Source organism: Shewanella zhuhaiensis, assembly GCF_022484835.1.
Taxonomy (GTDB): domain Bacteria; phylum Pseudomonadota; class Gammaproteobacteria; order Enterobacterales; family Shewanellaceae; genus Shewanella; species Shewanella khirikhana.
Genome location: NZ_JAKUDL010000004.1, coordinates 382,696 through 405,924 on the forward strand (window position 1 = coordinate 382,696; position 23,229 = coordinate 405,924).

The window sequence follows — 23,229 nt, forward strand, 5'->3', positions numbered from 1 at the left end:
TGTCAGTCTCTCCCAACCCGTCCGGTACGGGCATCCACAGATACGTAAAAGACCTTGCCGTCGTTGCTGACCATCTTAACCCGATAACCCGGGTTGCCGCCCACCTGGCTGCGGCTGACTTTGAGTACCCGCCCCGGGTAGCGGCCTGCGGCCATGCCGGCGGCCTGATCGCCACTGGTAACCTTAAGCCCCTGCTGCCCCTGATTGTTCATCTGGGCATAGGCCTGTGCCATGGCAGTACCCGGCGCCGCCAGTTGCAAACAGGCACCAAGCAATATTGTCAGCAAGATCCGGTATTTCATGTCTTTTATCTCTGCGTATCAATGGTGCCAGTGTAAAAGATCCCCCGCGTGAAAGGAAAGTGCGAACAGCGACTTAACTCGCAGGATGCTTTGTGCCATCCGGGGGCGCCTCTGGAAATCCGTTGGCATATTGATAGCGGTTAGCGGCTGAACATTGGCTGAAAGGGGTAAAAAACAGCGTTCAGGAAGCGTTCATGGCGAAGCGGATTTAATGGCTTCAACAAGTCAGTACGAGGACGCGACTATGAAGACATTATTCCAAGGCACAGTTTCTTGTTTCAGCATTAAGGCCCTGGTGGCAGCCACAGTGCTGGCGAGCGGCTCGGCTTATGCCTCAGACGAGGTGACTGGTACGCCCATTGGGACGCCGAAGATTGCCGCCGTGGGGACTCAGCTCAGTGATAAGCCAGACAGCAGTCGCTATGTGGATGAAACTGTGGCCAGCGAGCTTAAGACTCGGGTTCAGCAAATTCAGGCCGTGGCCGCCGAGCCCAAAACCCGCGAGCAGGTGGCGGCGCAAAAACAAAAAACCTCCAAACTGCAGCGCAGTCGTCAGCAAAGCTATGGCGTTTACCATGACTTCAGCTTCTACGATGCCTTTGCCCGCCTGTTTGAAGACAGGGACTACGATGGCTTTCACCGCAGCTTTTCGGTGACCTTTGATGCGGACGTGTATTCCAACTATCCCGATGAGTCTGTGCCCGTTTATGCCGAGCTGTATTTGAGCCGCAATGGCGGCGACTGGGTGCGTTACTTCACCACCGAGACCTTTTATATTCGCGGCGCCAACGAGCTGGACGACTACGAGGTGGTGACCACTCTGGCCGACGGCTATGGCACCGACCACTACGATGTGCTGATTGATCTCTATGAAGTGGGTTACAGCGACGTGGTGGCTACCATCAGCTCGGACGATACCGATGATTTGTACGCCCTGCCGCTGGAGAGCGCCAACTATGACCGCGAACAGGATGTGGTGATTGAGGTGGATGGCGGCGGCAGCCTGGGCGCCGGTGCGCTGGCCCTGTTGGCGCTGGGTGCCTGCCTGCGAGGCCGCAGACAGGCTGCTAGGCTCAATCGTTAACGCCTGATTCAAGGTTATTCGAGGGTATCGAGCCAGGCCAGCAGTTCGGCCTGATGTTCCCCAAGCCGTGGCGGTGGCAGCGGCGAGTTAAGCGCCTCACCATCCATTCTCAGCGGGCTGCCCACAAAGGGCAGCCTTTCGCCGTTAAAGTCGCGCACAATTTGCATCTGCCGATGTTTGGCCTGGGGCTCATCGAGCGCTTCGGCGACATTGTTTATCGGCCCGGCGGGCACCCCGGCGCCGTTTAAAAGCGTAAGCCACTCGCCCTTGGTTTTGCTCAGCATGGCGGCCTTTATCAGCGGAAGCAGCGTCTCGCGGTGGCTGATCCGCCCGGCATTGGTGGCGAAGCGGCTGTCACTGGGCAACTCCTGTAATCCTGCCAATTCGCAGAAGCGGGCAAACTGGCCATCGTTGCCCACCGCTAAAATCAGGTGGCCATCGGCGCAGGCAAAGGCCTGATAGGGCACAATATTGGGGTGGGCGTTGCCAAGCCGGGGCGGATTGGTGCCAGCGGCGAGGAAGTTTTGCGCCTGATTGGCGAGCATGGCGAGCTGCACATCAAACAGCGCCATATCGATATGGCAGCCAAGGCCTGAGGACTGGCGCGCCACTATGGCGGCCAGAATGGCGTTGGCGGCATAAAGCCCGGTAAAGAGGTCGGTAATAGCCACGCCGGTTTTCATCGGCTCGCCGCCATCAACATCAGCCGCGCCGGTGAGGCTCATCAGCCCGCCCATGGCCTGGATCATAAAGTCGTAGCCAGCCCGGGGCGCGTCCGGGCCGCTCTGGCCAAAGCCGGTGATTGAGCAATACACCAGTCGGGGGGTCATCGCCTTGAGACTGCCATAATCCAGGCCGTATTTTGCCAGCCCACCCACTTTGAAGTTTTCCAGCAGTATGTCGCTGTGGCGGGCAAGCTTTTGAATTTGTGCCACATCATGAGGATTTTTCAAATCCAGCAGTAGGGATTTTTTACCACGGTTGGCGGCCAGGAAGTAGGCTGCATCCCCCTCTGTGTGGCCCCCGGCATAGGGCGGCCCCCAGTGGCGGGTATCGTCGCCGCCGTCCGGATGTTCAATCTTGATGACCTCGGCACCCATATCGGCCAGCAACTGGCTGCACCAGGGACCGGCCAGCACCCGGGAGAGATCCAGTACCCGCAGGCCTTTGAGCGGTTGTTTCATGGAGTTTCCTTAACGGTTTACAGCATCTTTTTGTTGGAATTTGCGCCGCTATTGACTTTATCTCTGCTGCTCCCTAGTCTGCAAGGTCAGTCATCAAGGTGGTATGCAATGGATATAAAGTACAATTTAAAACCCGCATCGGAGCGCCGCACTGAGCCCTTTGAACCTCAGGGAGACGTGGGATTCGGCAAGCTTAGAACCGACCATATGTTTATGATGGACTACAAGGATGGCCAGTGGCAGAACGCCCGTATTTTGCCCTACGGTCCCTTCGAAATGATGCCCGGCGCCATGTCGCTGCATTATGGCCAGTCTATCTTTGAAGGCGCCAAAGCCTTTATGCATGACGACGGTGAAATTTACACCTTCCGTCTGGACAAAAACGCCCAGCGTCTCAATCGCTCGGCTGACATTGTCTGTATTCCGAATATTCCGGAAGCCGTGCAGCTTGAGGCCATCAACGCCCTGATTGATGTGGACCGTCTGTGGTTTCCACGTCAGGAAGGCGCCTGTCTTTATATCCGCCCCTTTGTATTTGCCACTGAAGACCGCCTGTCGGTAAGCCCGGCGAACCAGTACACCTTCTGTGTGGTATTGAGCCCAAGCGGTGCCTACTATGGCAAAAACCTCAATGCCATTCGCCTGTTGATCACCACTCAGTTTCACCGGGCCGTATCCGGTGGCACAGGGGCTTCCAAGGCCGCCGGTAACTATGCCGCATCCTTGCGTGCCGGTAAGGCTGCCGCCGAGCATGGCGCAGCCCAGGTGCTGTATCTGGATGCAACCAATCAGTACATCGAAGAAGTGGGCGCCATGAACCACTTCCATATCCGCAAAGATGGCACCCTGATTATTCCTGAGTTCACCGACACCATTTTGCGCTCCATCACCTCAGAGTCGATTCTGGCGCTGGGTGAAGAACTGGGCTGCGAAGTGCGTCAGGAAACCGTGAAGCTGAGCGACTTTATTGCCGATATCGAAGCCGGTGAAATCGTTGAAGCCGGTGGTTTTGGTACTGCCGCTGTGGTATCGCCGGTTGGCTCTTACATCTTCGAAGATGGCCGCATCGTCACCGTGGGTGACGGGCTGGTAGGCGACCGTATCCGTCACATCTACAAGGTGTATACCGAGATGCAAAAAGGCCTGCGCCCCGCCCCCGAAGGTTGGGTTCGCAAAGTCGAGCACCGCGGCTAAGCAAAACCCACTGCCAATCTGGCATCAAAAAGGCTCCCGCAGGAGCCTTTTTTGTTGCTTGATTTTTATCTTCAGGGCTGTTCTGAGGTGGCTTTCTCCCTCAGCAGCGCCAGCGCCTCGCTGGCTGACATAGGTTTGCCGAGCATAAAGCCCTGTACTTCATCACAGCCGTGGCGGCGCAGGTGCTCGAGCTGCGCTTCGTTTTCTACCCCTTCTGCCACCACATTCAGCTCGAGGCTGTGCGCCAGAGCGATAATCGCGCCTGTGATGGCGGCATCGTCGGGGTCTGTGCTGATGTCGCGCACAAACTCTCGGTCAATCTTCAGGGTATCCAGCGGGAAGCGCTTCAGGTACGCCAGACTCGAGTAGCCGGTGCCGAAATCATCCACCGCCAATGACACCCCGAGCGCCTTGAGCCGTTGCAGCACCGCCACCGATTCCTGCGGGCTCTTCATGATCATCGACTCGGTCAGTTCAAGCTCCAGGCATTTGGCGGGCAGTCCCGCCACCGCCAGCGCCACTTCGATGGTGGACAGAATATCCGCCTTGAGCTGACGTGCCGACAGATTGACCGCTACATGCAGGTTATCGAAGCCTTGCTGGGCCCAATTGGCCATATGGCTGCAGGCTTCGTTGACGACCCAGTGCCCGAGCTGATTAATCACGCCAATCTCTTCGGCAAGGGGGATAAACTCCGCCGGGGAGATGGGCCCCAGCTCACCACTGTGCCAGCGCAGCAGGGCTTCAAAGCCGGTGATGCGGCCATCGCTGACCCTGAACTTGGGTTGGAAAGCCAGGCTCAGTTCGCGGCGGCCGATGGCCTGTTTCAGCCCTGCTTCCAGTTGCACATGGCGCATGGCGTATTCGTTCAGGCGTGAGGTGTAGAACTGGAAGTTGTTTCTGCCCAGCGACTTGGCGTGATACATGGCGGTATCGGCAAACTTGATCAGCGAGGCACTGTCTTCGGCGTCCAATGGATACAGACTGATGCCGATGGAAGGCGAGATGGTGAGTACCTGATCTTCCAGAATAAAGGGCGTTTGGAAGGCGCGGATAAGCTTTTCGGCTATCACGGTGGCGGCCTTGGTTTTGTGCACCCCTTCGAGAATGATGGTGAACTCATCGCCACCAAGGCGCGCAACCGTATCGCCTTCGCGGACACAATTTTGCAGCCGGTGGGCCACGGATTTCAGCAGCAAGTCACCGATGTGATGGCCCATGGAGTCGTTGATGTGCTTAAAGCGGTCGAGATCCAAAAACAGCAGCGCCACCATGCTCTCGGCCCTGTGTGCCTGCGCCAGAGCGTGGCCCAGACGGTCCTGGAACAGGGTGCGGTTGGGCAGTTGGGTCAGGGGGTCGAATGAGGCCAGCTGGCGCAGGTCTTCTTCGGCCTTTTTGCGGTCGGTGATATCGGTAAACACCGCCACAAAGTGGCTCGCCTCTGACTTGGTGTCCAGCACCTGATTGATCTCGAGCCAAATCAGAATGGCGCGCTGATCCCGGGTGCGGATTTTCAGCTCGCCCGCCCAGTGTTTGCTGCGCAGCAGTTGCTGCTCAATGGCTTCGTACAGCAATCTTTGGTCGCGATCGTGAGCGAGGAACAGGAAGTGTTTGCCTTCCACCTGCTGCGGAGTAAAACCTGTGATGAGGGTAAAGGCCGGGTTCACCGAGGCCACCCGATAATCCAGGCTGCCCACCACTACGGCTTCGTTCATGCTGGCCAGCACCTGGGCCGAGAGTCTGAGCTCGTTTTCGATGTTCTTGCGGTTGGTGATGTCCTTGTGGGTGCCCACCATCCGCAGCGGATTGCCGTCTTTATCGCGCTCTACCACCTTGCCGCGGTCCAGCACCCAAATCCACTGTCCGGGGGTTTCCTCAATGCGGTATTCGGCCTCATAGAAGGCGCGCTCGCCGTCGATGTGTTTATCCACCGCCTGCAGCACCTTGGCTTTGTCTTCGGTATGGATTTTTTCAAACAGCACAGGGCCGTCGACCTGCTGCTCCATATGGGGATGCATGCGGGTGCGGAACACCTTACCGCTGGGGATATTCCAGTCCCACATGCCATCGCCGGAGGCCCACAGTGCCAGTTTCAGCCGCTCTTCCGAGGTACGGATGCTGGTTTCAAACTCCAGTCGCTGGGCCTTTTTGGTCTGACGCTCGCGCCAGAACCAGCCAAGGATCCCCAGCAGCAACACCGCATAGACCACGTAGGCCGGGGCGGTACGATAGAAGGGCGCGTTGACGTTGAGGGCGATGGTCATTACCTGATGCCCCAGTGGATTGGCATTGAGGCCGTGACGCACCCGCAGCAGGTAGCTGCCGGGGCTCAGGTTGGTGTAGGTGATGTGCGACAGGGCCTGGGCGCTGCGCCATTGGTTATCAAACCCTTGCAGGAAGAAGGCAAACCTGTCTTCGCCCGGGTAGGAGAAATCCAGTGAGGTGACCTCGAAGCTGACGACCTTGTCGTCATATTCCATGTTCACTTCCGGTGGCGCGCTGAGGTCCAAAACCCGGGTGCGTTTACCGCCGATGCTGTAGCTGGTCAGGGCCATGGCCGGTTCGTGACGCACCTTGGGAATGTGCTCGGGGCGGAAGCGGGTAATGCCGTTGATGCCGCCAAACCAGAAGTAGCCGTCTTTTCCGGCGAGTTTGACGCCGCCGTTGTATTCCTGCTCCTGTAAGCCTTCAAACTTATTGAAGGTGACCACCCGCTCTTCTCCGGGAATGTAGCGGCTGATCCCGGCGTTGCTTGAAAACCAGAACTGACCCAGCTTATCTTCGAGGATGGCGTAAACTGTGTCGCTGGGCACGCCCTGCTCGGCGTTCAAATGGCTTATCTTCCAGCCATTTTTGCTGTGACTGAAAATGCTGATCCCGCCGTGGGTGCCGACCCAGATATCGCCGTTGGCGGCCTGATAGATATCGCGCACCCGGTTATTGCCGAGGCTGTTGGTATCGTTGGCGAGGTGGGTGAAGGTTTCGATAGCGCCGCTGACCGGATTGAGGCGCATAAGGCCATCGAGGGTGCCAATCCACAGCCAGTCATCGATAAATCTGAGCACCAGAATTTGGCTTAGTGGCAGGCGGCCATCGAGCAGGGCTTCCAGGTGGAAGGTCTGCAACTTGTCGCCGTTCAGCGGCATGTTGTACAGGCCTTCATCTGAGCCCATCCAGATATTGCCGCGGCCGTCGAAGGCGAGGGAGCGTCCCTGGCCATGCAGCTTTTCAGGCTGAAACAGCGAGAAGCTGCCATCCTGCGCCAGCTTGCCAAGACCAAAGTTGCTGGCGAACCAGAGGGTGCCGCTATCGTCGGCCTGGATGTCCCGCACCACCAGTGAGAATGATTCCTGCGCCACTCCCAGAGCGTTGGCAAAGAGGTCGTTGCGATAATGGTAGCCATCCTCATAGGGATTTAAGGTTTTCACCCCGGCACCTTCGGTACCTATCCACAGGGTACCATCGGGGGTTTGGTGAATCGCACGCACCATATTGATTTGCTTGGGTAAAGCAATGTTGTTGTCGAACAGATGCTCGAAGTACTGCCGCTGAATATTGATTTTATCCAGCCCCGAATAGCTGCCGCCAAGCCAGAGTACGCCGTTGGGGTCCAGCAGAATACTCATCAGGTTGTTGTCGCTGACATCGCGGAAACTGCGGGAATCGTTTCTGTGGTAGCGGGCATGCCAGCGGTCGGTGTTTTTCAACTCAATCAGACCGGCGCCGGGGGCAATGGCCCAGATTTCGGTGTCGGAGGCAAGGGTAAAGTCGCGCAGATCGCCCTGGAAAAAGCTCTGGGGTTCGCTTTGCCAAAGTTCGCGGGCAATGTGGGTGTCCAGCTCGTAACGCCACAGGCTTTTGCCAATGGCCAGATAGGCGTTGCCATTGAGGCTGCGGATGCGGTTCACCGGCTGATCTGCAGGTAATTTCAGCCGGACGATATTGTTGCTGCTGACCGCATAGGTGCCGTGCTCGCGGGTGCCAACAAGCAGGTATTCATCGGCCACATTACCAAGGGCGGTGATCCTCGGATGCAGAGCATTTCCCAGTGGAATTGGACGTATCTGGCCGCTTTTACGCTGCATGGCGAACAGGCCCTTTTCGGTGCCAATCCACAGGCTGTCGCCAATGACAGCCAGCTGGGTCACCCTCAGCTCAGCTAGGCCGGACTCGCTGCCAAAGCGGGTGAATTTACCGGTTTTCAGATCGAGGCGGTTGATGCCCTGGGTGTAGGTGGCGACCCACAGAAAGCCTTCCGGATCCTGCACTATGTCGGTGAGGTAGCCTTCTGAGATGCTGGTGTCATCGTTGGGGTTGGGGAGGAACAGGCCAAATTCCTGGCCGTTAAAATAGTGCAGCCCGTCCTGGGTGCCAATCCACAGCATACCGGCTTTGTCGGTATACAGGCTGGTGATGGTGTTCTGATTAAGCCCGTCGCTGCTGCTGAAATGCTGAAATTCCAGAGTGTTATGGTAGTGATAACTGCCGTGATCGGCTCTTGCCACAGACAGGCAAAGACCCAGGATCAGAATCGACAAGGAGCCAAAAAGTGCTCGAAACATGCTTCTCCAATCTTGCAAGGGAAGGCCTGTGCGCAGTGAGCTGCGTCTTTCCGGCCAGGATTATTATTCGGCATTCTTCGCTGCTGCCTGAATGCCCTTATGTTCCTCACAGGGTATGAGTGTTGTTTTTTTGTTGTAAGTGGTTAGATTCTAGCGCCCGGGTCGGGGGTGTCAATTTGCTTGTAACGTAAAACGATAAAAAGAAAAAAGGCCCCGCCGGAAGGGAATAAGCGGAGCCTTCAAAAACCGAATTGAATGAGGTATTTCAGCGCTGCCATGCCTCGATGAAATATTTGCTATTGACTCAGCTGGGGCATTCCCTGGGCCTGCGAAAATATCCCAAATGCAAGCAAGGATAAGGCTTCAAACAAGCTACAGGCCTCCGGTTACATCAATAATGCTGCCGCTGACAAAGCTGGCATCATTACTGAGCAGCCAGACGATGGCACTGGCCACTTCGTCGGCTTCGCCGCCCCGGCCAAGGGGAATGAGGCTTTGCAATCGGGTCACTCTGCCGGGCTCACCGCCATCGGCATGGATGTCGGTATGGATAAGCCCGGGGCGCACGCCATTAACCCGAATACCGGCGGGGGCAAGCTCAATAGACAGCCCCTTGGTAAAGGTGTCGATGGCGCCCTTGCTGGCGGCATAGTCTACATACTCGTTCGGGCTGCCGGTGCGCGCCGCGCCGGAGGACACATTGACGATGGCGCGATTTACGTCCTTATCCAGCGTTAACATCCTCTTTGCCGCCTCACGGGCACAGAGAAACTGCGAGGTGACATTGGTGCTGAGCACCCGATTGATGCGCTCTGCATCCATCTGCAGCAGCGGCATCTGCGGCAGCAAAATACCAGCGTTATTCACCAGATGGGTGAGGCCACCGAATGCCTCATCGATTCGACCAAAGAGAGCCAGCACCTGCGCCTCATCGGCCACATCGGCCTGTACACAAATCACCTCGGTGATGGCCGAAAGCTCCTTGGTCAGCGCCTCGGCAGAAGCGCTGTCGCTGCGGTAGTTAAGGCAAATGCGCCAGCCCAGTTGAGCCAGGCGCCTTGCGGTGGCAGCCCCTATGCCCCGGCCGGAGCCGGTAATCAGTACTGCTGGCTTAAGTTGCAGCATCAGTCCTGGGGCACCCGTACTGTGCCTTCCATCAGGATGCGCGCCGAGCGGCTCATGATGGCCTTGGTGACAGTCCACTGGCCGTCTACTTGTTTGGCTTCGGCGCCTACGCGCAAGGTGCCGGATGGGTGGCCGAAACGTACCGCCTGCCGCTCACCGCCACCGGCGGCAAGATTCACCAGGGTGCCGGGAATAGCGGCCGCCGTGCCTATGGCCACAGCGGCTGTGCCCATCATGGCGTGGTGCAGCTTGCCCATGGACAGCGCCCGAACCAGGAGGTCGACGTCATCCGCTTCAACCGTCTTGCCGCTCGACACCACATGGGTCATGGGCCTGGCTACAAAGGCCACCTTGGGGGTGTGCTGGCGGGTCTTGGCCTCATCGAGGCTCTTGATAAGCCCCATCCTGATGGCGCCGTGGGCGCGCAGCTGCTCGAACATGGCAAGGGCCGCGGGGTTGCCGTTGATGGCTTCCTGCAGCTCGTCGCCGCGATAGCCAAGGTCTTCGGCATTGACAAAAATGGTTGGGATCCCGGCATTGATCAGGGTCGCCTGAATTTTGCCGCTTAAGTGCACCTCGGTGGGCACGTCCAGCTCGTCCACCAGATTGCCGGTTGGGAACATGGCGCCGCCGTCTTCGCCACCGTCCTGAGAAGAGCCATCCGCCGGGTCAACAAACTCCAGCACGATTTCGGCGGCCGGAAAGGTCACTCCATCGAGCTCGAAGTCACCTGTTTCCTGCACTTCGCCGTTAGTCACAGGTACATGGGCGATAATGGTTTTGCCGATATTGGCCTGCCAAATCCGCACTTCACAGATGCCGTTTTCAGGCACCCGCGAAGCGTCAATCAAGCCCGCGTGAATGGCAAAGGCACCGGCGGCGGTGGACAGGTTGCCGCAGTTGCCGCTCCAGTCGACGAAGGCGGTGTCGATGGACACCTGACCATAGAGGTAATCCACATCGTGGCCGGGCACGCTGCTTTTATTCATGATCACGCACTTGCTGGTACTCGAAGTAGCGCCGCCCATACCGTCGGTGTGCTTGCCGTAAGGGTCGGGGCTGCCAATCACCCGCAGCAGCAGCGCATCACGCTCTGCTCCCGGCACCTGTGCCGCCTCAGGCAAATCGTCGAGGCGGAAAAACACCCCTTTGGAGGTTCCGCCACGCATATAGGTGGCAGGAATGCGGATTTGTGGTTTAAACATTTTAATCTCCCAAAAACGATTGGGGCGAGGCCGCCGCGCGCAGTGTAGGGAACCCTACATGAGCACGGCCAACAAAGCCCTGGGTGCAACAGGCCGTGTTATGAATTAGCCAAAAAGTCCTGGGCGAAGCGTTGCAGAACTCCTCCTGCTTCGTAAATGGACACTTCTTCGGCGGTATCCAGGCGACACTTCACCGGCACTTCCAGGGTTTGGCCATTTGTCTTATGCACCAATAGGGTCAGGCTTGCACCCGGGGTGCGTTCGCCCTTCACATCGAAGGTCTCGGTGCCGTCGATGCCGTAGGTCATGCGGGTTTCACCCGGCATAAACTCCAGCGGCAACACGCCCATGCCCACCAGGTTGGTGCGGTGAATACGCTCGAAGCCTTCGGCCACAATCACTTCAACACCAGCCAAGCGCACGCCCTTGGCGGCCCAGTCACGGCTGGAGCCCTGACCATAGTCCTTACCGGCCACTATGATCAGCGGCTGCTTGCGCTCCATGTAGGTTTCAATGGTTTCCCACATACGCAGCACCTTGCCCTCGGGCTCGAGGCGAGCGAGTGAGCCCTGCTTCACCTTGCCGTCTGCGTCTTTCACCATCTCGTTAAAGAGCTTGGGGTTGGCGAAGGTGGCGCGCTGGGCTGTCAGGTGATCGCCCCTGTGGGTGGCGTAGGAGTTAAAATCTTCCTCCGGCAGGCCCATTTTGGCCAGATACTCACCGGCGGCGGAGCTTGCCAGAATGGCGTTGGAGGGTGACAGGTGGTCGGTGGTGATGTTGTCACCCAGCACCGCCAGTGGCCGCATACCGCTTAAAGTCCGCTCACCGGCAAGGGCGCCTTCCCAGTAAGGCGGGCGGCGGATGTAGGTGCTCTGTGGGCGCCAGTCGTAAAGTGGCTTCTCGGTGCCGTATTCCACGGCGAGATTAAACATGGGGTCGTAGACAGCGCGAAACTGCTCAGGCTTCACCGATGACTTGATGATGGCATCGATTTCCGCATCTTCTGGCCACAGGTCTTTAAGGGTTACCGCGTTGCCATCGGCATCTTTGCCGAGCACATCTTTTTCGATATCGAAGCGCACTGTGCCCGCGATGGCGTAGGCCACCACCAAAGGCGGCGAAGCCAGAAACGCCTGCTTGGCATAGGGGTGAATACGGCCGTCGAAGTTACGGTTGCCTGAGAGCACGGCGGTGGCGTACAGATCCCGGTCGATGATTTCCTGCTGGATGACTGGGTCCAACGCGCCGCTCATGCCGTTACAGGTGGTGCAGGCAAAGGCCACGATACCGAAGCCTAGCTGTTCAAGGTACGGCAGCAGACCTGCTTCTTTCAGGTACAGCTCAACCGCCTTGGAGCCGGGGGCCAGTGAGGTTTTCACCCAGGGCTTGCGCACCAGACCTTTTTGCACTGCGTTGCGGGCAATCAGACCCGCGGCAATCACGTTACGGGGGTTACTGGTGTTGGTACAGCTGGTGATGGCGGCGATGATCACAGCGCCATCGGGCATCTTGCCTGCTTCTTCCTGCCAGTCGGCGGCAATACCCTTGGCGGCCAGATCGCTGGTGGCCAAACGGGCATGGGGGTTGGAAGGCCCCGCCATGTTGCGCACCACGCTGGAGAGGTCAAACGTCAGTACCCGGCCATAGTCGGCACCTGTCATGGCATCCGCCCACAGGCCTGTGGTTTTGGCATAGTTTTCAACCAGCTGCACCTGCTGCTCGTCGCGGCCTGTGAGACGCAGATAGTCGATAGTTTGCTCGTCGATATAGAACATGGCGGCGGTGGCGCCATATTCGGGGGTCATGTTGGAGATGGTGGCGCGGTCACCCAGAGTCAGCGCCTTGGCGCCTTCGCCAAAGAACTCAAGGTAGGCACCCACCACCCGCTCTTTACGTAAAAATTCGGTCAGCGCCAGCACCACGTCGGTGGCGGTAATGCCTGGATTTGGTTTGCCGGTAAGCTCAACGCCGACGATATCCGGCAGGCGCATCCAGGAGGCGCGGCCCAGCATCACGTTTTCGGCCTCAAGGCCACCCACGCCGATGGCGATAACGCCGAGGGCATCCACGTGGGGGGTGTGGCTGTCGGTGCCGACACAGGTGTCGGGGAAGGCGATGCCGTCACGCACCTGGATCACAGGTGACATCTTTTCCAGGTTTATCTGGTGCATGATGCCGTTGCCCGGTGGAATCACGTCCACATTGCGGAAGGCCTTTTTGGTCCAGTTGATAAAGTGGAAGCGATCGTCGTTGCGTCTGTCTTCGATGGCGCGGTTTTTCTCAAAGGCGTCTTTTTCAAAGCCGCCGTGCTCCACCGCCAGCGAGTGGTCCACAATCAACTGGGTTGGCACCACAGGGTTCACCTTGGCCGGGTCGCCGCCCTTGGCTGCAATGGCATCACGCAGACCGGCAAGGTCAACCAGGGCCGTTTGGCCGAGAATGTCGTGGCATACCACGCGAGCCGGAAACCAGGGGAAGTCGAGGTCCTGCTTGCGGAAAATCAGCTGGCTTAAAAAGTCGTTCAAGCGCGCAGGCTCGGCCTTGCGCAGCAGGTTTTCGGCCAGCACCTTGGCGGTGTAGGGCAGTTTGTCGAAGGCGCCGGGGGCGATGGCATCCACCGCCTCGCGGGTGTCGAAGAAGCTTAAATTGGTACCGGGCAGCGGCTTGCGGAATTGAGTGTTCATAACGGCGTTCCAGACAGGCAAAGGGGCGCGAATAGTGAGTGGCTGTTGTTTTTGTGCGGCGGGCGTTATTGGGGCCGACTGCTCGTCGGCCCCGCTGTTATCAGCCGCGCTCGCTGATTGGGGTCACGCTGCGCAGTTCCACACCCACATAATCGGCGCTTGGGCGGATGATGCGGTTGTTGCTGCGCTGCTCCATCACGTGGGCAGTCCAGCCGCTGACCCGTGAACATACGAAGATGGGGGTGAACAGCTTGGTGGGGATGCCCATGAAGTGATAGGCGCTGGCATGGAAGAAGTCGGCGTTACAGAAGAGCTTCTTCTGTTCCCACATGAAGGCTTCACAGGCCACGGAAACACGGTACAGACGGTCGTCGCCGTATTCCTTGGCGAGCTTTTCAGACCACTCTTTGATGATGGCGTTACGAGGGTCGGACTCGCGGTAGATGGCGTGACCAAAGCCCATGATCTTCTCTTTGCGCTCCAGCATACCGGCCAGTACGTCGCGGGCGTGCTGCTCGTCGCGCATGTCCTGAATCAGTTCCATGGCCGCTTCGTTGGCGCCGCCGTGCAGTGGGCCACGCAGTGAGCCGATGGCACCGGTTACGCAAGAGTGCATATCAGACAGGGTTGAGGCGCAGACGCGGGCGGTAAAGGTAGAGGCATTGAACTCGTGCTCTGCGTAGAGGATGAGGGACACATCCATGACCCGGGCGTGCAGGGCAGAAGGCGCCTTGCCGTGCAGCAGGTGCAGGAAGTGGGCACCGATTTGCTCGTCATCGGTCTCGGTTTCGATGCGCACGCCGTCGTGGCTGAAGCGATACCAGTAGCAAATGATGGACGGGAAGGCCGCCAGCATGCGGTTGGTTACATCAAACTGGTCGGCAAAGCTGTGTTCAGTTTCCAGGTTGCCCAGCATGGAGCAGCCGGTACGCAGCACATCCATTGGGTGAGCATTGGCGGGAATGCGCTCCAGCACTTCTTTCAGTGCCTGTGGCAGGCCGCGCAGGCCTTTGAGCTTGGCGCGGTAGTTGTCCAGCTCCAGCTGGGTGGGCAGCTCGCCGTAGAGAATGAGAAAGGCCACTTCTTCGAAGCTGGCGTTTTCGGCCAGATCTTTCACGTCATAGCCGCGGTAGGTGAGGCCTGAGCCTGATTTACCCACTGTGCTCAGGGCGGTTTCACCGGCGCTCTGACCACGCAGGCCTGCACCACTCAGTTTTTTATCGGTTGTCTCAGCCATTTTGCATTCCCTCGTAAACTCGTCTTTTTCTGAAGGCCGGCATCGGTAGGGCGATGGGGTCCCGGCGCTGATTTATGGATTACTTTGTTCGCCCCGGATTTTTGCCGGGGCGGGAAGCAGCTACTGCCTGGGCCTTATGCCCCGCTGTCTTCGTCCTTGCTTGTCTTTTACTTGTTCAGGCCTGCGGCCTTATTTGTTTTTGCCTTCAGCAAAGAGGCGGTCCAGCGTGTCTTCAAAGTTGTGGTAGTTCAAAAACTCGTACAGCTCTTTGCGGCTTTGCATGGTATCCAACACATTGCGCTGGTGGCCATCGTTCATCAGTGCCTGCATCACCTTAAGGGCGGCCTGGTTGGCGGCGCGGAAGGTGCCGAGCGGATACAGCACCATGTCGGCTCCGGCTTCATACAGGGCTGACTTGTCGAACAGCTCGGTCTGACCGAATTCGGTCATGTTGGCGAGGATCGGTGCCTTTACCGCGTCTTTGAACTTGCGGTACTGAGGCAGCTCGGTCAGGGCCTCGGCAAAAATCATGTCGGCACCGGCCTCGATATAGGCCTGGGCGCGCTCGATACCGGCGTCCAGCCCTTCAACGGCTACCGCGTCGGTGCGGGCCATGATGACGAAGTTCTCATCGGTGCGGGCATCCACGGCGGCCTTGATGCGGTCGACCATCTCTTCGGTACTCACTACGGCCTTGTTGGGGCGATGGCCGCAGCGCTTTTGCGATACCTGATCTTCCATGTGCACCGCGGCAACGCCGACCTTTTCAAATTCTTTGATGGTGCGGGCGATGTTGAAGGCGCCGCCCCAGCCGGTGTCTATGTCGACCAAAAGTGGCAGCTCGGTGGCCGAGGTGATGCGACCGGCATCAATCAGCACATCGTTCATGGAGGTCATGCCCAGATCCGGCAGACCATAGGAGGCGTTGGCCACCCCGGCGCCGGACAAATAAAGCGCCTGAAAGCCGGTCTTTTCGGCCATCAGAGCGAAATAGGCGTTGGTGGTGCCGACGATTTGCAGTGGTTTGGAGCGTGCCAGTGCGTCGCGAAAACGCTTGCCTGCGCTGTGGGTCATGCTGTCTCTCCCTTTAATTGCTGTGTGTTGCCGAAGGAAAGCGAGCTGTGCTCACGGGCGCTTGCCTCGGCCTTGAGTTCTTTAAGACGCGCCTCTGTGTTGCGGCGTCCCTGTTCGATATGGCGCTGCATCAACAGCGCCGCCAGCTCACCGTCTCTGTCGCTGATGGCTTCCACTATGCGTCTGTGTTCGGCAATGGCGCGGCTTGGGCGCTGATGGTTGCTGCACTGATAGCGGTACATGCGCAGCAGGTGGTACAGCCCACCCATCAGGGTTTCCTGCAGGTGTTTGTTGCCGCTGGCGCGGATGATTTGGTAGTGGAAGTCCACATCACCCTGCTCCTGAAAATAGGTATCGCCCTGCTTGAGCGCCGCCTCCTGACGCTCAAGCAGCGCCTGTAATTCGGCAAGTTGGGCGTCTGTGATGCGCTCGGCCGCGAGGCGACAGGCCATGGCTTCCAGGGTGGAGCGCAGGTCATAGAGGTCGTTCAGTTCTTCCACCGACAGCTGGGCCACCCGGGCGCCCACATGGGGCATGCGCACCACCAACCGTTGCCGCTCCAGAGTTTGCAGCGCTTCGCGGGTGGGGCCGCGACTGATCCCGAATTGGGCGGCCAGCGCCTGTTCGTTGATCTTGCTGCCGGGGGCCAGTTCGCCCTTGATGATGGCGGTTTGAATGGCACTCAATACCTGATCGGCCAGGGTAGCCGCGCCGCGATCAACGGCACTGCGTTCAGTGCCGCGTTCGGTGCTGAGTTCAGTACTGAGTTCTTTGGAGTTGCTCTGGCTCATCTGGGCGTTGGCTCGAATGCTTGCCACTGTCGCTTTCGCAGCGGCTTGGTCACTGACAATGGTTGAAAATTAGACCCGTTCTGGCGAATTGTCAACAATCCGTTGACGTAGACGTAAGTCTAATTATTTCGGATTTGTGACTTAATTATGTAATTAATAATTGATAAATAATGAGTTATTTGGATTTTTCTGTTTGCTGTGTTGTTTGCGTTACAGCAAGTTGAAACTATTTATTGTCAACAACTGGCGATTTTGCACTTTGTCTGCAAGGCGTGGGATGATGTGGTTATCAGCCGATAATGGGGGCGGCGGTATTTCACGAAAGATGCCGCCCGGCACCGAGTAAATAAGCGATGGAAAAAATTTTGGTGAGCGCCTGCCTGCTGGGCGAAGCTGTGCGATATGACGGCAAAGATAATTTGCTGGATTCCCCCCTGTGGCAAGGCTGGCAGCAGCAGGGGCGCTTTGTCAGTATCTGCCCCGAATGCGCCGGCGGCTTGCCGACGCCAAGGCCTGCGGCGGAAATTGTCAGCCCTCCGGCAGAAATAAGGAGACCACCGGCGGAAATCTCGCGGCTGTCAGCGGAAATGCAAACGCCAGACCCAAAGCAGGCCATTCGGGTCGTCACTGTGACGGGAGAAGATGTGACTGCCCCCTTCGTGCGGGGCGCCGAGGCGGCATTGAAGCTTGCCCGGGAAGCCAATATTCGTTTTGCCATTTTAAAGGCCCGCAGCCCATCCTGTGGCAAGGGGCAGATTTACGATGGCAGCTTTTCTCGCACCCTGATTGACGGCGATGGCATTACCGCAGCGCTGCTGAGTCAGCACGGCATAGAAGTCTTTACCGAATATCAGCTGCAACAATTGGCTGAGCGGCTGGCGTAGATTGGTGATTGAGTAGGGTCAGCGGTCCCTGGTGTGGCAATTGCCTTATAAATAATTGGCTTAAGCGAGCACTGTCTTCCTCGGGAAATAAACGTGAGCCGTAGCCACCACTATAATCAGCCCATTCTGCCGCTTTAAGTACCACCTCCAGTCTGCCGCTGCGCTCAACCATAAACACCACATGTTGCTGCGCTTCCTCTCTCAGAAACTGGTCTGCAAGTAACAATTTTGCTTCGTCGGTGTTAAGCGCCTTATAGGCTATGAGATAGGTGTCGTGGGTTTTGTTAATGTTGTGGCGTTGTTCCCGGGAGTATTTGGCACCTTGCTTGCTTTGCCCTATATGCACTTGGAAACAGTAGCTGTTGCTAAGGGCCAGCGCTTTGAGTAACTGATGGTCTGGTGCGATTTTTACCGCCAATTCAGCTGTTTGCTTGCATGGCGTGGAAGGGGGGGTAACAGCTTCAGAACTGCCCGCCGCTGATGACAGCGAGAGGAGCACACTGCTAATGAAGACAAATGCGTAAGTGATTTTGGTCATGGTGCCCGTCCCTGGTATGACGCTGTGATTGCTAGCTGTTTTTAACCTGCTTATAGCAAATTAAAGCGATCACAGCACTAAGGCAACAGGGTTTTCAGCGCGGTTGACTGGGCTTTAAAAGATAAAAAGGACGGCATATGAACGGCCGTCCTGAATCGCGTCCTGGCGTGGCTATTTTCGCACTGAGCTTTTAGTGCTGAGCATTTAGCTCTGAGCGCAAAGTGAATTCAGTGGCCACGCTCTGCCAGTTCACGGTAGCTGCTGGTGCTGGCTTTGTGCTCGGCCAGCAGCTCATGGATTTGTTCATCCTTTTGCAGCCAGATCTCATTGAGCCAGCGCTGGAACTGGGCGCGGTACTCGGCATTGCTGAAGTACTGCTTGTCATCCACTTCGGGCACCGGCAGTGCTTCAACTCTGACAACGATTTTGCTCACCTTGCCCTGCATCACCCCGGCAAGAATGTCTTTGGGCGCATCGGGATACACCACAGTCATGTTCAGCAGGTGGCTGAACTGCTCACCCATGGCGGAAAGGGCGAATGCGATACCGCCTGCCTTGGGGCGCAGCAGATAGCGATAAGGGGAGTTCTGCCGGTCGCGCTTTTCTTCGGTGAAGCGGCTGCCTTCCACATAGTTGATGATGGAGGTTGGCAGATCGCGGAATTTTTCACACGCCTTGCGGGTGGTTTCCAGATCCTTGCCCTTGAGCTTTGGGTTCTTTTTAAGCTTCTCTGGGCTGGTGCGGTTCATAAAGGGCATATCCAGCGCCCAGCAGCCCAGACCCATAATGGGCACATAAATCAGTTCTTTTTTGAGGAAGAACTTGAGCATGGGAATGTGGTTGCGAAGAATATAGGTTTGGGCGGCAATATCGAAGCCGCTCAAATGGTTACTGATCACCAGATACCAGCCGTTTTTATCCAGCCCATCGAGACCTTTTACATCCCATTCGATTTTGGCAATCAGCTGCAAAATAGCGCCGTTGAGGGTAGCCCACAGCCACATAAAGCGGTTCATCAGCATGGTCACCCGGACACGACCCGCCTTGAAGGGGGTCAGCAGCTTGAACAGGCCACCGATACACACCAGGGAACCGCAAATGGCGGTATTGATAATGAGCAAGCTACCGCTTATGAAAAACAGCAGCGGCCCCGGCAAAAAGTTAAGCATGTTGTTCAGAAACCTCAGTTTTTATCTCTTCTTCACCGGAAAGCTGTGCCAGGATGCCGTCTTTGCGGACCCAGATCTGGTTGAGCTGTTCCTGGAAGTCCTGCTTGAACTCGCGGTTGTTGATGTAGTCGCCGCGCATCTCGGTGGCGATATCCGCCACAGTCACGTGCACGCGGATTTCATCCACCTTGCCGGAGATAAAGTCCCAGAAGCTGGGGACCTTGCCGGGGTAATAAATCGCGACGTCCACCAGCTTGTGGATTTGCTCGCCCATGGCGGAGAGGGCAAAGGCCATGCCGCCGGCCTTGGGGCGCAGCAGATGCTGGAAAGGTGAGTTCTGCTTTTTGTGTTTGGCAGCCTGGAAACGGGTGCCCTCAACAAAGTTCATCACGCTCACCGGCTTGTCTTTAAACTTGGCGCAGGCGCGGCGGGTGATTTCAATATCTTTACCCTTGAGCTTGGGATTCTTCTTCAGCTCGGCGGTGGAATAGCGGCGCATAAAGGGGAAATCCAGCGCCCACCAGGCCAGACCCAGTACCGGCACATACAAGAGCTCTTGCTTCAGGAAGAACTTCAGGAAGGGGATTTTGCGGTTGAATACCCTTTGCAACACCAGAATATCGACCCAGCTCTGGTGGTTGGCTATCACCATATACCACTCATCGCGGCTCAGCTCGGCGTTGCCCTGCACATCGATACGCACCGGGTGCAGCACATTTTGGATAAAGCTGTTCACCGAAATCCAGTTGGAGGCACAGCCATCCACCAGATAGGACATCAGCTTACGCAGGGCAGGAATGGGCAGCAGCTTAACCAGACCAAGCAGCAGGATAGGGACAAACCAAAACAGGGTGTTAAAGGTGTACCCCAGAAAAGCCAGTGAGCCTCGGATAAGCGACAGCAGCGCGCGCATTCATACCTCCAGAAATTTGTGGAGGCCTATGTTAACTGTGAATGACGCATTGCTCAATCTTGACGCCCGCCCGCTGCGGCTGGCACTACCAGTCGAATGATTTTTGTGGCTGCGTCAGGCTTTGGCGTGGCAATTGGCGCCAACTTGATCAACACTCATTTCAGTTATGCTCTGGAATAGTGTCGATGCGCCTGCCAACCCATATTTTGCTTTTGATATCAATGATGTTGTCGCCGTTGATGCTACATGCCGCCGAGCCTGTTGTGACCATGGCTTACCGCACCACTGAAAAGCTGCCCTTTATCGCCAAGGCGCCAGACAATAGTGGTCTGTTCGAAGACATGTATCGGGAAGCTGCCCGCCGCGCCGGGCTGACATTGCGAATTGTGCGTATGCCCAAGGTGAGGGTGATAAACGCCCTCAAGGAAGGTGAGGTCGATTTCTACCCGCAGTTTACCTTTAGCGCCAAACGCAACGCCTACAGCTTTTTTGCCCCCAATGGCCTGCGGGTCGCCTATTACGCCATCTCCACGCCAGAGATTCAACGGCTTGCCAGCGTGGCAGATTTCGACGGCCTGACGTTGCTGCATGGGCTTGGGAACCCCGACTATTTGACCAAGCTCGGCTTTGGCGCAGCCAGGGTGACTCATTTGGAAGTGGCCGAGATGGACCTGCAAAAAGCCATTCACATGCTGCAAAAACACAGGGCCGATGCCTACATTTACGAGGCCGAACCGCTGGCGTACGCCCTGTTGCAGAGCGGGGCCAGCGATATTCGTTTGCACAAGGAATTATCGAGCCAGGTGGAATGGGCGACCCTGGGTATCTCAAGACGTTCGGCGCTGCTGGTGCTTGAGCCCAATCCGGATTTCAACCCAGATGTCCCTATCAGCCGCAGCAATCAAGCCGAGCGTTTGGTGCCAGGCTCCCCCATGGCGCGTATGGTGGCCGCACTCGACAGTATGAAGCAGGATGGCACTCTGGCTGCGCTGTCCGAGCGTTATTTGGGGCATTGAGTTTGCAGGCGTGCGGTAGCAACTCTGCTCCCGCGGAGCTCTGGCGATTAGCCGCAATAAGCTCGATTAGCCGATAGCTGTCAGATGATTGGCTGCGCCTGTGCTCCCGTCGCAGCGCCGGTTTCGATAAACACAGGTACAAGTCCGGTCTGTTCCGGGTAGGCCTTTGATACACAAGCTTTAACAGGCTCAAGCAGCGCGTCCGGCAGCAGTGCCACCACGCAGCCGCCAAAGCCGCCACCTGTCATACGCACGCCGCCCTGGCCCTTGAGTGCATCGCTGACTATCTCCACCAGCGCGTCTATGGCCGGCACAGTTATCTCAAAGTCGTCCCGCATTGAGGCGTGGCTCTCGCTCATCAGCTTAAACACCCTTTGCATATCCTGCTGATTCAAGGCCTCGGCGCAGGCTAGGGTGCGAAGGTTTTCGCTCACCACATGGCGGGCGCGGCGAAAGGCTGTGGCATCCAGTCCATCGGCATCGGCAAAAAGCTGCTCGAGTGACAAGTCTCTGAGCGCCCTGACGCCATAGTGGCTGGCGGCGGTCTCGCACTGGGCGCGCCTTAAGTTGTACTCGCCATCCACCAGACCCCTGCGCACATTGGAGTTAATGATGAGCAGCTTGTAGCCGGTCGGCAGCGGCACTGAGCGGGTCTCGAGGTTGCGACAATCAATCAGGCTTAAATGCTGCGAGTTGGCACTGGCGCTGATGAGCTGATCCATGATGCCGCAGTTGCAGCCAACAAATTGGTTCTCGCAGGCCTGACCGAGCTTGGCCAGTTCAGTCGGTGATAGCCCCAGACTGAAGGCGGCATTGATGGCGCAGCCAAGCGCCAGCTCCAGCGCCGCCGAGCTACTGAGGCCGCCGCCCTGGGGCACATTGCCGTGGATGGCTATCTCCATGCCGCCAAGACGCCTGCCCTGATGCGCCGCGGCGCGGCCTAGCATCAACACCATGCCGCGCACATAGTTGCGCCACTGCACGTTAACATCGGCTGTGATGGCATCAAGCTCGAAGCGGTCGTCGCTGTGCTCGGCTTCATTGGCGGCAAACACCCGTACCTCGGTGCCGTCGATGCATCTGATCGCCACCTCGGTGAAAAAGTCGATGGCGCAGGGCAATACAAAACCGTCGTTATAGTCGGTGTGCTCGCCAATCAGATTCACCCGTCCGGGGGCGCGGCCCAGCCATTGAGGGCTGGTGCCAAAGTGCTGCTCAAACAAGTTACGAATAGGCTGCATTGGATTATTCCATCAATTCGCGCAGGCGTGCGGCGGCCTGCTCCGGGGTGAGATCCCGCTGGGGTTCGGCCAGCATCTCATATCCCACCATAAACTTACGCACATTGGCCGAGCGCAGCAGCGGCGGCAAGAACACCGCGTGCAGCTGCCAGTGGCTGTTGTCTTCAGCGTTGAAAGGCGCCCCGTGCCAGCCCATGGAATAGGGAAAACGGCAGCCAAAGAGTTTGTCGTAGGCGCGGGTCAGTTTGCCAAGGATTTCGGCCAACGCAGTCGATGCTTCGCCTGACAATAAATGCAGCTGAGTGCAAGCCTGGCGTGGCAGCAGCATGGTCTCGAATGGCCAGGCGGCCCAATAGGGCACCAGCGCCAGCCAGTGCTCGTTGGCGTAAAGCAGGCGGCTTTCTTCGGCCAGTTCGCGCTCGGCGTAATCCAGCAGCAATGCCCGGCCATGGGTTTCAAAATAGCGGCGCTGCATTTCATCTTTTTTGGCCGCCAGGGTTGGCAGTGTGTCCTGAGCCCAGATTTGCCCGTGTGGATGTGGGTTGGAACAGCCCATCACGGCGCCTTTGTTCTCGAAAATCTGCACCCACTGATATTGGCAGCCAAGCTCGGTCAGCTGCGTCTGCCAACAGGCAATAACGGCGCCAAGCTCGATGTCGTCCATGTGCGCCAGGGTCTTGCTGTGATCCGGCGAGAAGCAAATCACCCGGCTGGTACCCCGCGCCGAGGATTGCCGCAGCAGCGGATCGTCCGATGGCGCAGGCGCCGGGCAGTCAGGACTCAAGGCGGCAAAGTCGTTGGTGAAGACAAAGGGGCCCTGATAATCCGGGTTCTGCTCCCCAGTGATGCGCCTGTTGCCCGGGCACAGGTAGCAGTTTGGGTCGTGGCTTGGCAGCGCCGTTTCTTCGTTTGGCTCCTGCTGCCCCTGCCAGGGGCGTTTGGCCCTGTGGGGCGACACCAGCACCCACTCATCGGTAAGAGGGTTGTAACGCCTGTGGGGATGCTCGCTGGGATCAAACTGCATAG

The 23,229-nt window shown here is 57.6% G+C and carries 18 protein-coding genes; 4 read left to right on the forward strand and 14 right to left on the reverse strand.

Annotated features, from left to right (window positions below; genetic code table 11):
• Nucleotides 1-2: 2 nt before the first annotated feature.
• Nucleotides 3-302: a PepSY domain-containing protein gene (locus tag MJ923_RS13745; RefSeq protein WP_240591586.1), complete on the reverse strand. Its 300-nt coding sequence runs from the start codon at nt 300-302 to the stop codon at nt 3-5.
• Nucleotides 303-546: 244 nt separating this feature from the next.
• On the opposite strand from MJ923_RS13745, the gene MJ923_RS13750 reads away from it, so the two are divergent.
• A complete protein-coding gene (locus MJ923_RS13750) occupies nt 547-1,386 on the forward strand; it encodes a choice-of-anchor H family protein (RefSeq protein WP_240591587.1) in 840 nt (279 codons plus the stop codon).
• A 14-nt stretch (nt 1,387-1,400) separates the two neighbouring features.
• Here the strand turns inward: MJ923_RS13750 and MJ923_RS13755 are convergent, their stop codons facing one another.
• Entirely contained in the window at nt 1,401-2,570 is a 1,170-nt protein-coding gene (locus MJ923_RS13755) for a CaiB/BaiF CoA transferase family protein (RefSeq protein ID WP_240591588.1), read from the reverse strand.
• 108 nt (nt 2,571-2,678) lie between these two features.
• On the opposite strand from MJ923_RS13755, the gene MJ923_RS13760 reads away from it, so the two are divergent.
• Nucleotides 2,679-3,764 (forward strand): branched-chain amino acid aminotransferase, encoded by a 1,086-nt coding sequence (locus MJ923_RS13760; protein WP_240591589.1) that lies wholly within the window; start codon nt 2,679-2,681, stop codon nt 3,762-3,764.
• Nucleotides 3,765-3,835: 71 nt separating this feature from the next.
• On the opposite strand, the gene MJ923_RS13765 is transcribed toward MJ923_RS13760, so the two are convergent.
• The 7 genes from MJ923_RS13765 to MJ923_RS13795 form a co-directional block, all read right to left on the reverse strand.
• Entirely contained in the window at nt 3,836-8,326 is a 4,491-nt protein-coding gene (locus MJ923_RS13765) for an EAL domain-containing protein (RefSeq protein ID WP_240591590.1), read from the reverse strand.
• Between the two features lie 372 nt (nt 8,327-8,698).
• A complete protein-coding gene (locus MJ923_RS13770; RefSeq protein ID WP_420854486.1) occupies nt 8,699-9,448 on the reverse strand; it encodes an SDR family oxidoreductase in 750 nt (249 codons plus the stop codon).
• A 2-nt stretch (nt 9,449-9,450) separates the two neighbouring features.
• Nucleotides 9,451-10,656 (reverse strand): 2-methylaconitate cis-trans isomerase PrpF, encoded by a 1,206-nt coding sequence (prpF, locus tag MJ923_RS13775; RefSeq protein ID WP_240591592.1) that lies wholly within the window; start codon nt 10,654-10,656, stop codon nt 9,451-9,453.
• 98 nt (nt 10,657-10,754) lie between these two features.
• Nucleotides 10,755-13,340: a Fe/S-dependent 2-methylisocitrate dehydratase AcnD gene (gene acnD, locus MJ923_RS13780; protein WP_240591593.1), complete on the reverse strand. Its 2,586-nt coding sequence runs from the start codon at nt 13,338-13,340 to the stop codon at nt 10,755-10,757.
• A gap of 100 nt (nt 13,341-13,440) precedes the next feature.
• Nucleotides 13,441-14,577: a bifunctional 2-methylcitrate synthase/citrate synthase gene (prpC, locus tag MJ923_RS13785; protein WP_240591594.1), complete on the reverse strand. Its 1,137-nt coding sequence runs from the start codon at nt 14,575-14,577 to the stop codon at nt 13,441-13,443.
• A 189-nt stretch (nt 14,578-14,766) separates the two neighbouring features.
• Nucleotides 14,767-15,651, reverse strand: a complete 885-nt coding sequence (prpB, locus tag MJ923_RS13790; RefSeq protein ID WP_240591595.1) for a methylisocitrate lyase — start codon at nt 15,649-15,651, stop codon at nt 14,767-14,769.
• Nucleotides 15,648-16,442, reverse strand: coding sequence for a GntR family transcriptional regulator (locus MJ923_RS13795; protein WP_240591634.1), 795 nt, complete (start codon nt 16,440-16,442; stop codon nt 15,648-15,650). Before MJ923_RS13795 ends, prpB begins: the two co-directional genes overlap by 4 nt.
• A gap of 353 nt (nt 16,443-16,795) precedes the next feature.
• Here MJ923_RS13795 and MJ923_RS13800 point away from each other — a divergent pair, with 353 nt between their 5' ends.
• Nucleotides 16,796-17,326: a 2-thiouracil desulfurase family protein gene (locus tag MJ923_RS13800; protein ID WP_240591596.1), complete on the forward strand. Its 531-nt coding sequence runs from the start codon at nt 16,796-16,798 to the stop codon at nt 17,324-17,326.
• Here MJ923_RS13800 and MJ923_RS13805 read toward each other — a convergent pair.
• From MJ923_RS13805 to MJ923_RS13815, 3 genes are all read right to left on the reverse strand, one after another.
• The gene (locus MJ923_RS13805; RefSeq protein ID WP_240591597.1) at nt 17,283-17,864 is read right to left on the reverse strand and encodes a hypothetical protein; all 582 of its coding nucleotides are present in this window, start codon (nt 17,862-17,864) and stop codon (nt 17,283-17,285) included. The two genes, MJ923_RS13800 and MJ923_RS13805, sit on opposite strands and share 44 nt — an antisense overlap.
• A 227-nt stretch (nt 17,865-18,091) precedes the next feature.
• Nucleotides 18,092-19,033: an acyltransferase gene (locus tag MJ923_RS13810; RefSeq protein ID WP_240591598.1), complete on the reverse strand. Its 942-nt coding sequence runs from the start codon at nt 19,031-19,033 to the stop codon at nt 18,092-18,094.
• Nucleotides 19,026-19,946 carry an acyltransferase gene (locus MJ923_RS13815; protein WP_126168470.1) on the reverse strand — a complete coding sequence of 307 codons (921 nt, stop codon included), beginning with the start codon at nt 19,944-19,946 and terminating at the stop codon, nt 19,026-19,028. The genes MJ923_RS13810 and MJ923_RS13815 overlap by 8 nt, the downstream gene beginning before the upstream one ends.
• 185 nt (nt 19,947-20,131) lie before the next feature.
• Between MJ923_RS13815 and MJ923_RS13820 the strand changes: the two genes are divergently transcribed.
• Nucleotides 20,132-20,962, forward strand: a complete 831-nt coding sequence (locus MJ923_RS13820; protein WP_240591599.1) for a substrate-binding periplasmic protein — start codon at nt 20,132-20,134, stop codon at nt 20,960-20,962.
• A gap of 80 nt (nt 20,963-21,042) precedes the next feature.
• Here MJ923_RS13820 and galK read toward each other — a convergent pair whose 3' ends face one another.
• Complete coding sequence (gene galK / locus MJ923_RS13825; protein ID WP_240591600.1) at nt 21,043-22,203, reverse strand: galactokinase; 1,161 nt, start codon at nt 22,201-22,203, stop codon at nt 21,043-21,045.
• Between the two features lie 4 nt (nt 22,204-22,207).
• Nucleotides 22,208-23,227 carry a UDP-glucose--hexose-1-phosphate uridylyltransferase gene (locus MJ923_RS13830; RefSeq protein ID WP_240591601.1) on the reverse strand — a complete coding sequence of 340 codons (1,020 nt, stop codon included), beginning with the start codon at nt 23,225-23,227 and terminating at the stop codon, nt 22,208-22,210.
• Between the last annotated feature and the right edge of the window lie 2 nt (nt 23,228-23,229).

Coding starts and splice junctions, on each gene's coding strand:
- MJ923_RS13820 (WP_240591599.1), top strand. CDS start 20,132: ATGCGCCTGCCAACCCATATTTTGCTTTTGATATCAATGATGTTGTCG.
- prpC (WP_240591594.1), bottom strand. CDS start 14,577: ATGGCTGAGACAACCGATAAAAAACTGAGTGGTGCAGGCCTGCGTGGT.
- MJ923_RS13765 (WP_240591590.1), bottom strand. CDS start 8,326: ATGTTTCGAGCACTTTTTGGCTCCTTGTCGATTCTGATCCTGGGTCTT.
- acnD (WP_240591593.1), bottom strand. CDS start 13,340: ATGAACACTCAATTCCGCAAGCCGCTGCCCGGTACCAATTTAAGCTTC.
- MJ923_RS13760 (WP_240591589.1), top strand. CDS start 2,679: ATGGATATAAAGTACAATTTAAAACCCGCATCGGAGCGCCGCACTGAG.
- MJ923_RS13755 (WP_240591588.1), bottom strand. CDS start 2,570: ATGAAACAACCGCTCAAAGGCCTGCGGGTACTGGATCTCTCCCGGGTG.
- MJ923_RS13805 (WP_240591597.1), bottom strand. CDS start 17,864: ATGACCAAAATCACTTACGCATTTGTCTTCATTAGCAGTGTGCTCCTC.
- MJ923_RS13795 (WP_240591634.1), bottom strand. CDS start 16,442: ATGAGCCAGAGCAACTCCAAAGAACTCAGTACTGAACTCAGCACCGAA.
- prpF (WP_240591592.1), bottom strand. CDS start 10,656: ATGTTTAAACCACAAATCCGCATTCCTGCCACCTATATGCGTGGCGGA.
- MJ923_RS13750 (WP_240591587.1), top strand. CDS start 547: ATGAAGACATTATTCCAAGGCACAGTTTCTTGTTTCAGCATTAAGGCC.
- prpB (WP_240591595.1), bottom strand. CDS start 15,651: ATGACCCACAGCGCAGGCAAGCGTTTTCGCGACGCACTGGCACGCTCC.
- MJ923_RS13810 (WP_240591598.1), bottom strand. CDS start 19,033: ATGCTTAACTTTTTGCCGGGGCCGCTGCTGTTTTTCATAAGCGGTAGC.
- MJ923_RS13815 (WP_126168470.1), bottom strand. CDS start 19,946: ATGCGCGCGCTGCTGTCGCTTATCCGAGGCTCACTGGCTTTTCTGGGG.
- MJ923_RS13800 (WP_240591596.1), top strand. CDS start 16,796: ATGGAAAAAATTTTGGTGAGCGCCTGCCTGCTGGGCGAAGCTGTGCGA.
- galK (WP_240591600.1), bottom strand. CDS start 22,203: ATGCAGCCTATTCGTAACTTGTTTGAGCAGCACTTTGGCACCAGCCCT.
- MJ923_RS13745 (WP_240591586.1), bottom strand. CDS start 302: ATGAAATACCGGATCTTGCTGACAATATTGCTTGGTGCCTGTTTGCAA.
- MJ923_RS13830 (WP_240591601.1), bottom strand. CDS start 23,227: ATGCAGTTTGATCCCAGCGAGCATCCCCACAGGCGTTACAACCCTCTT.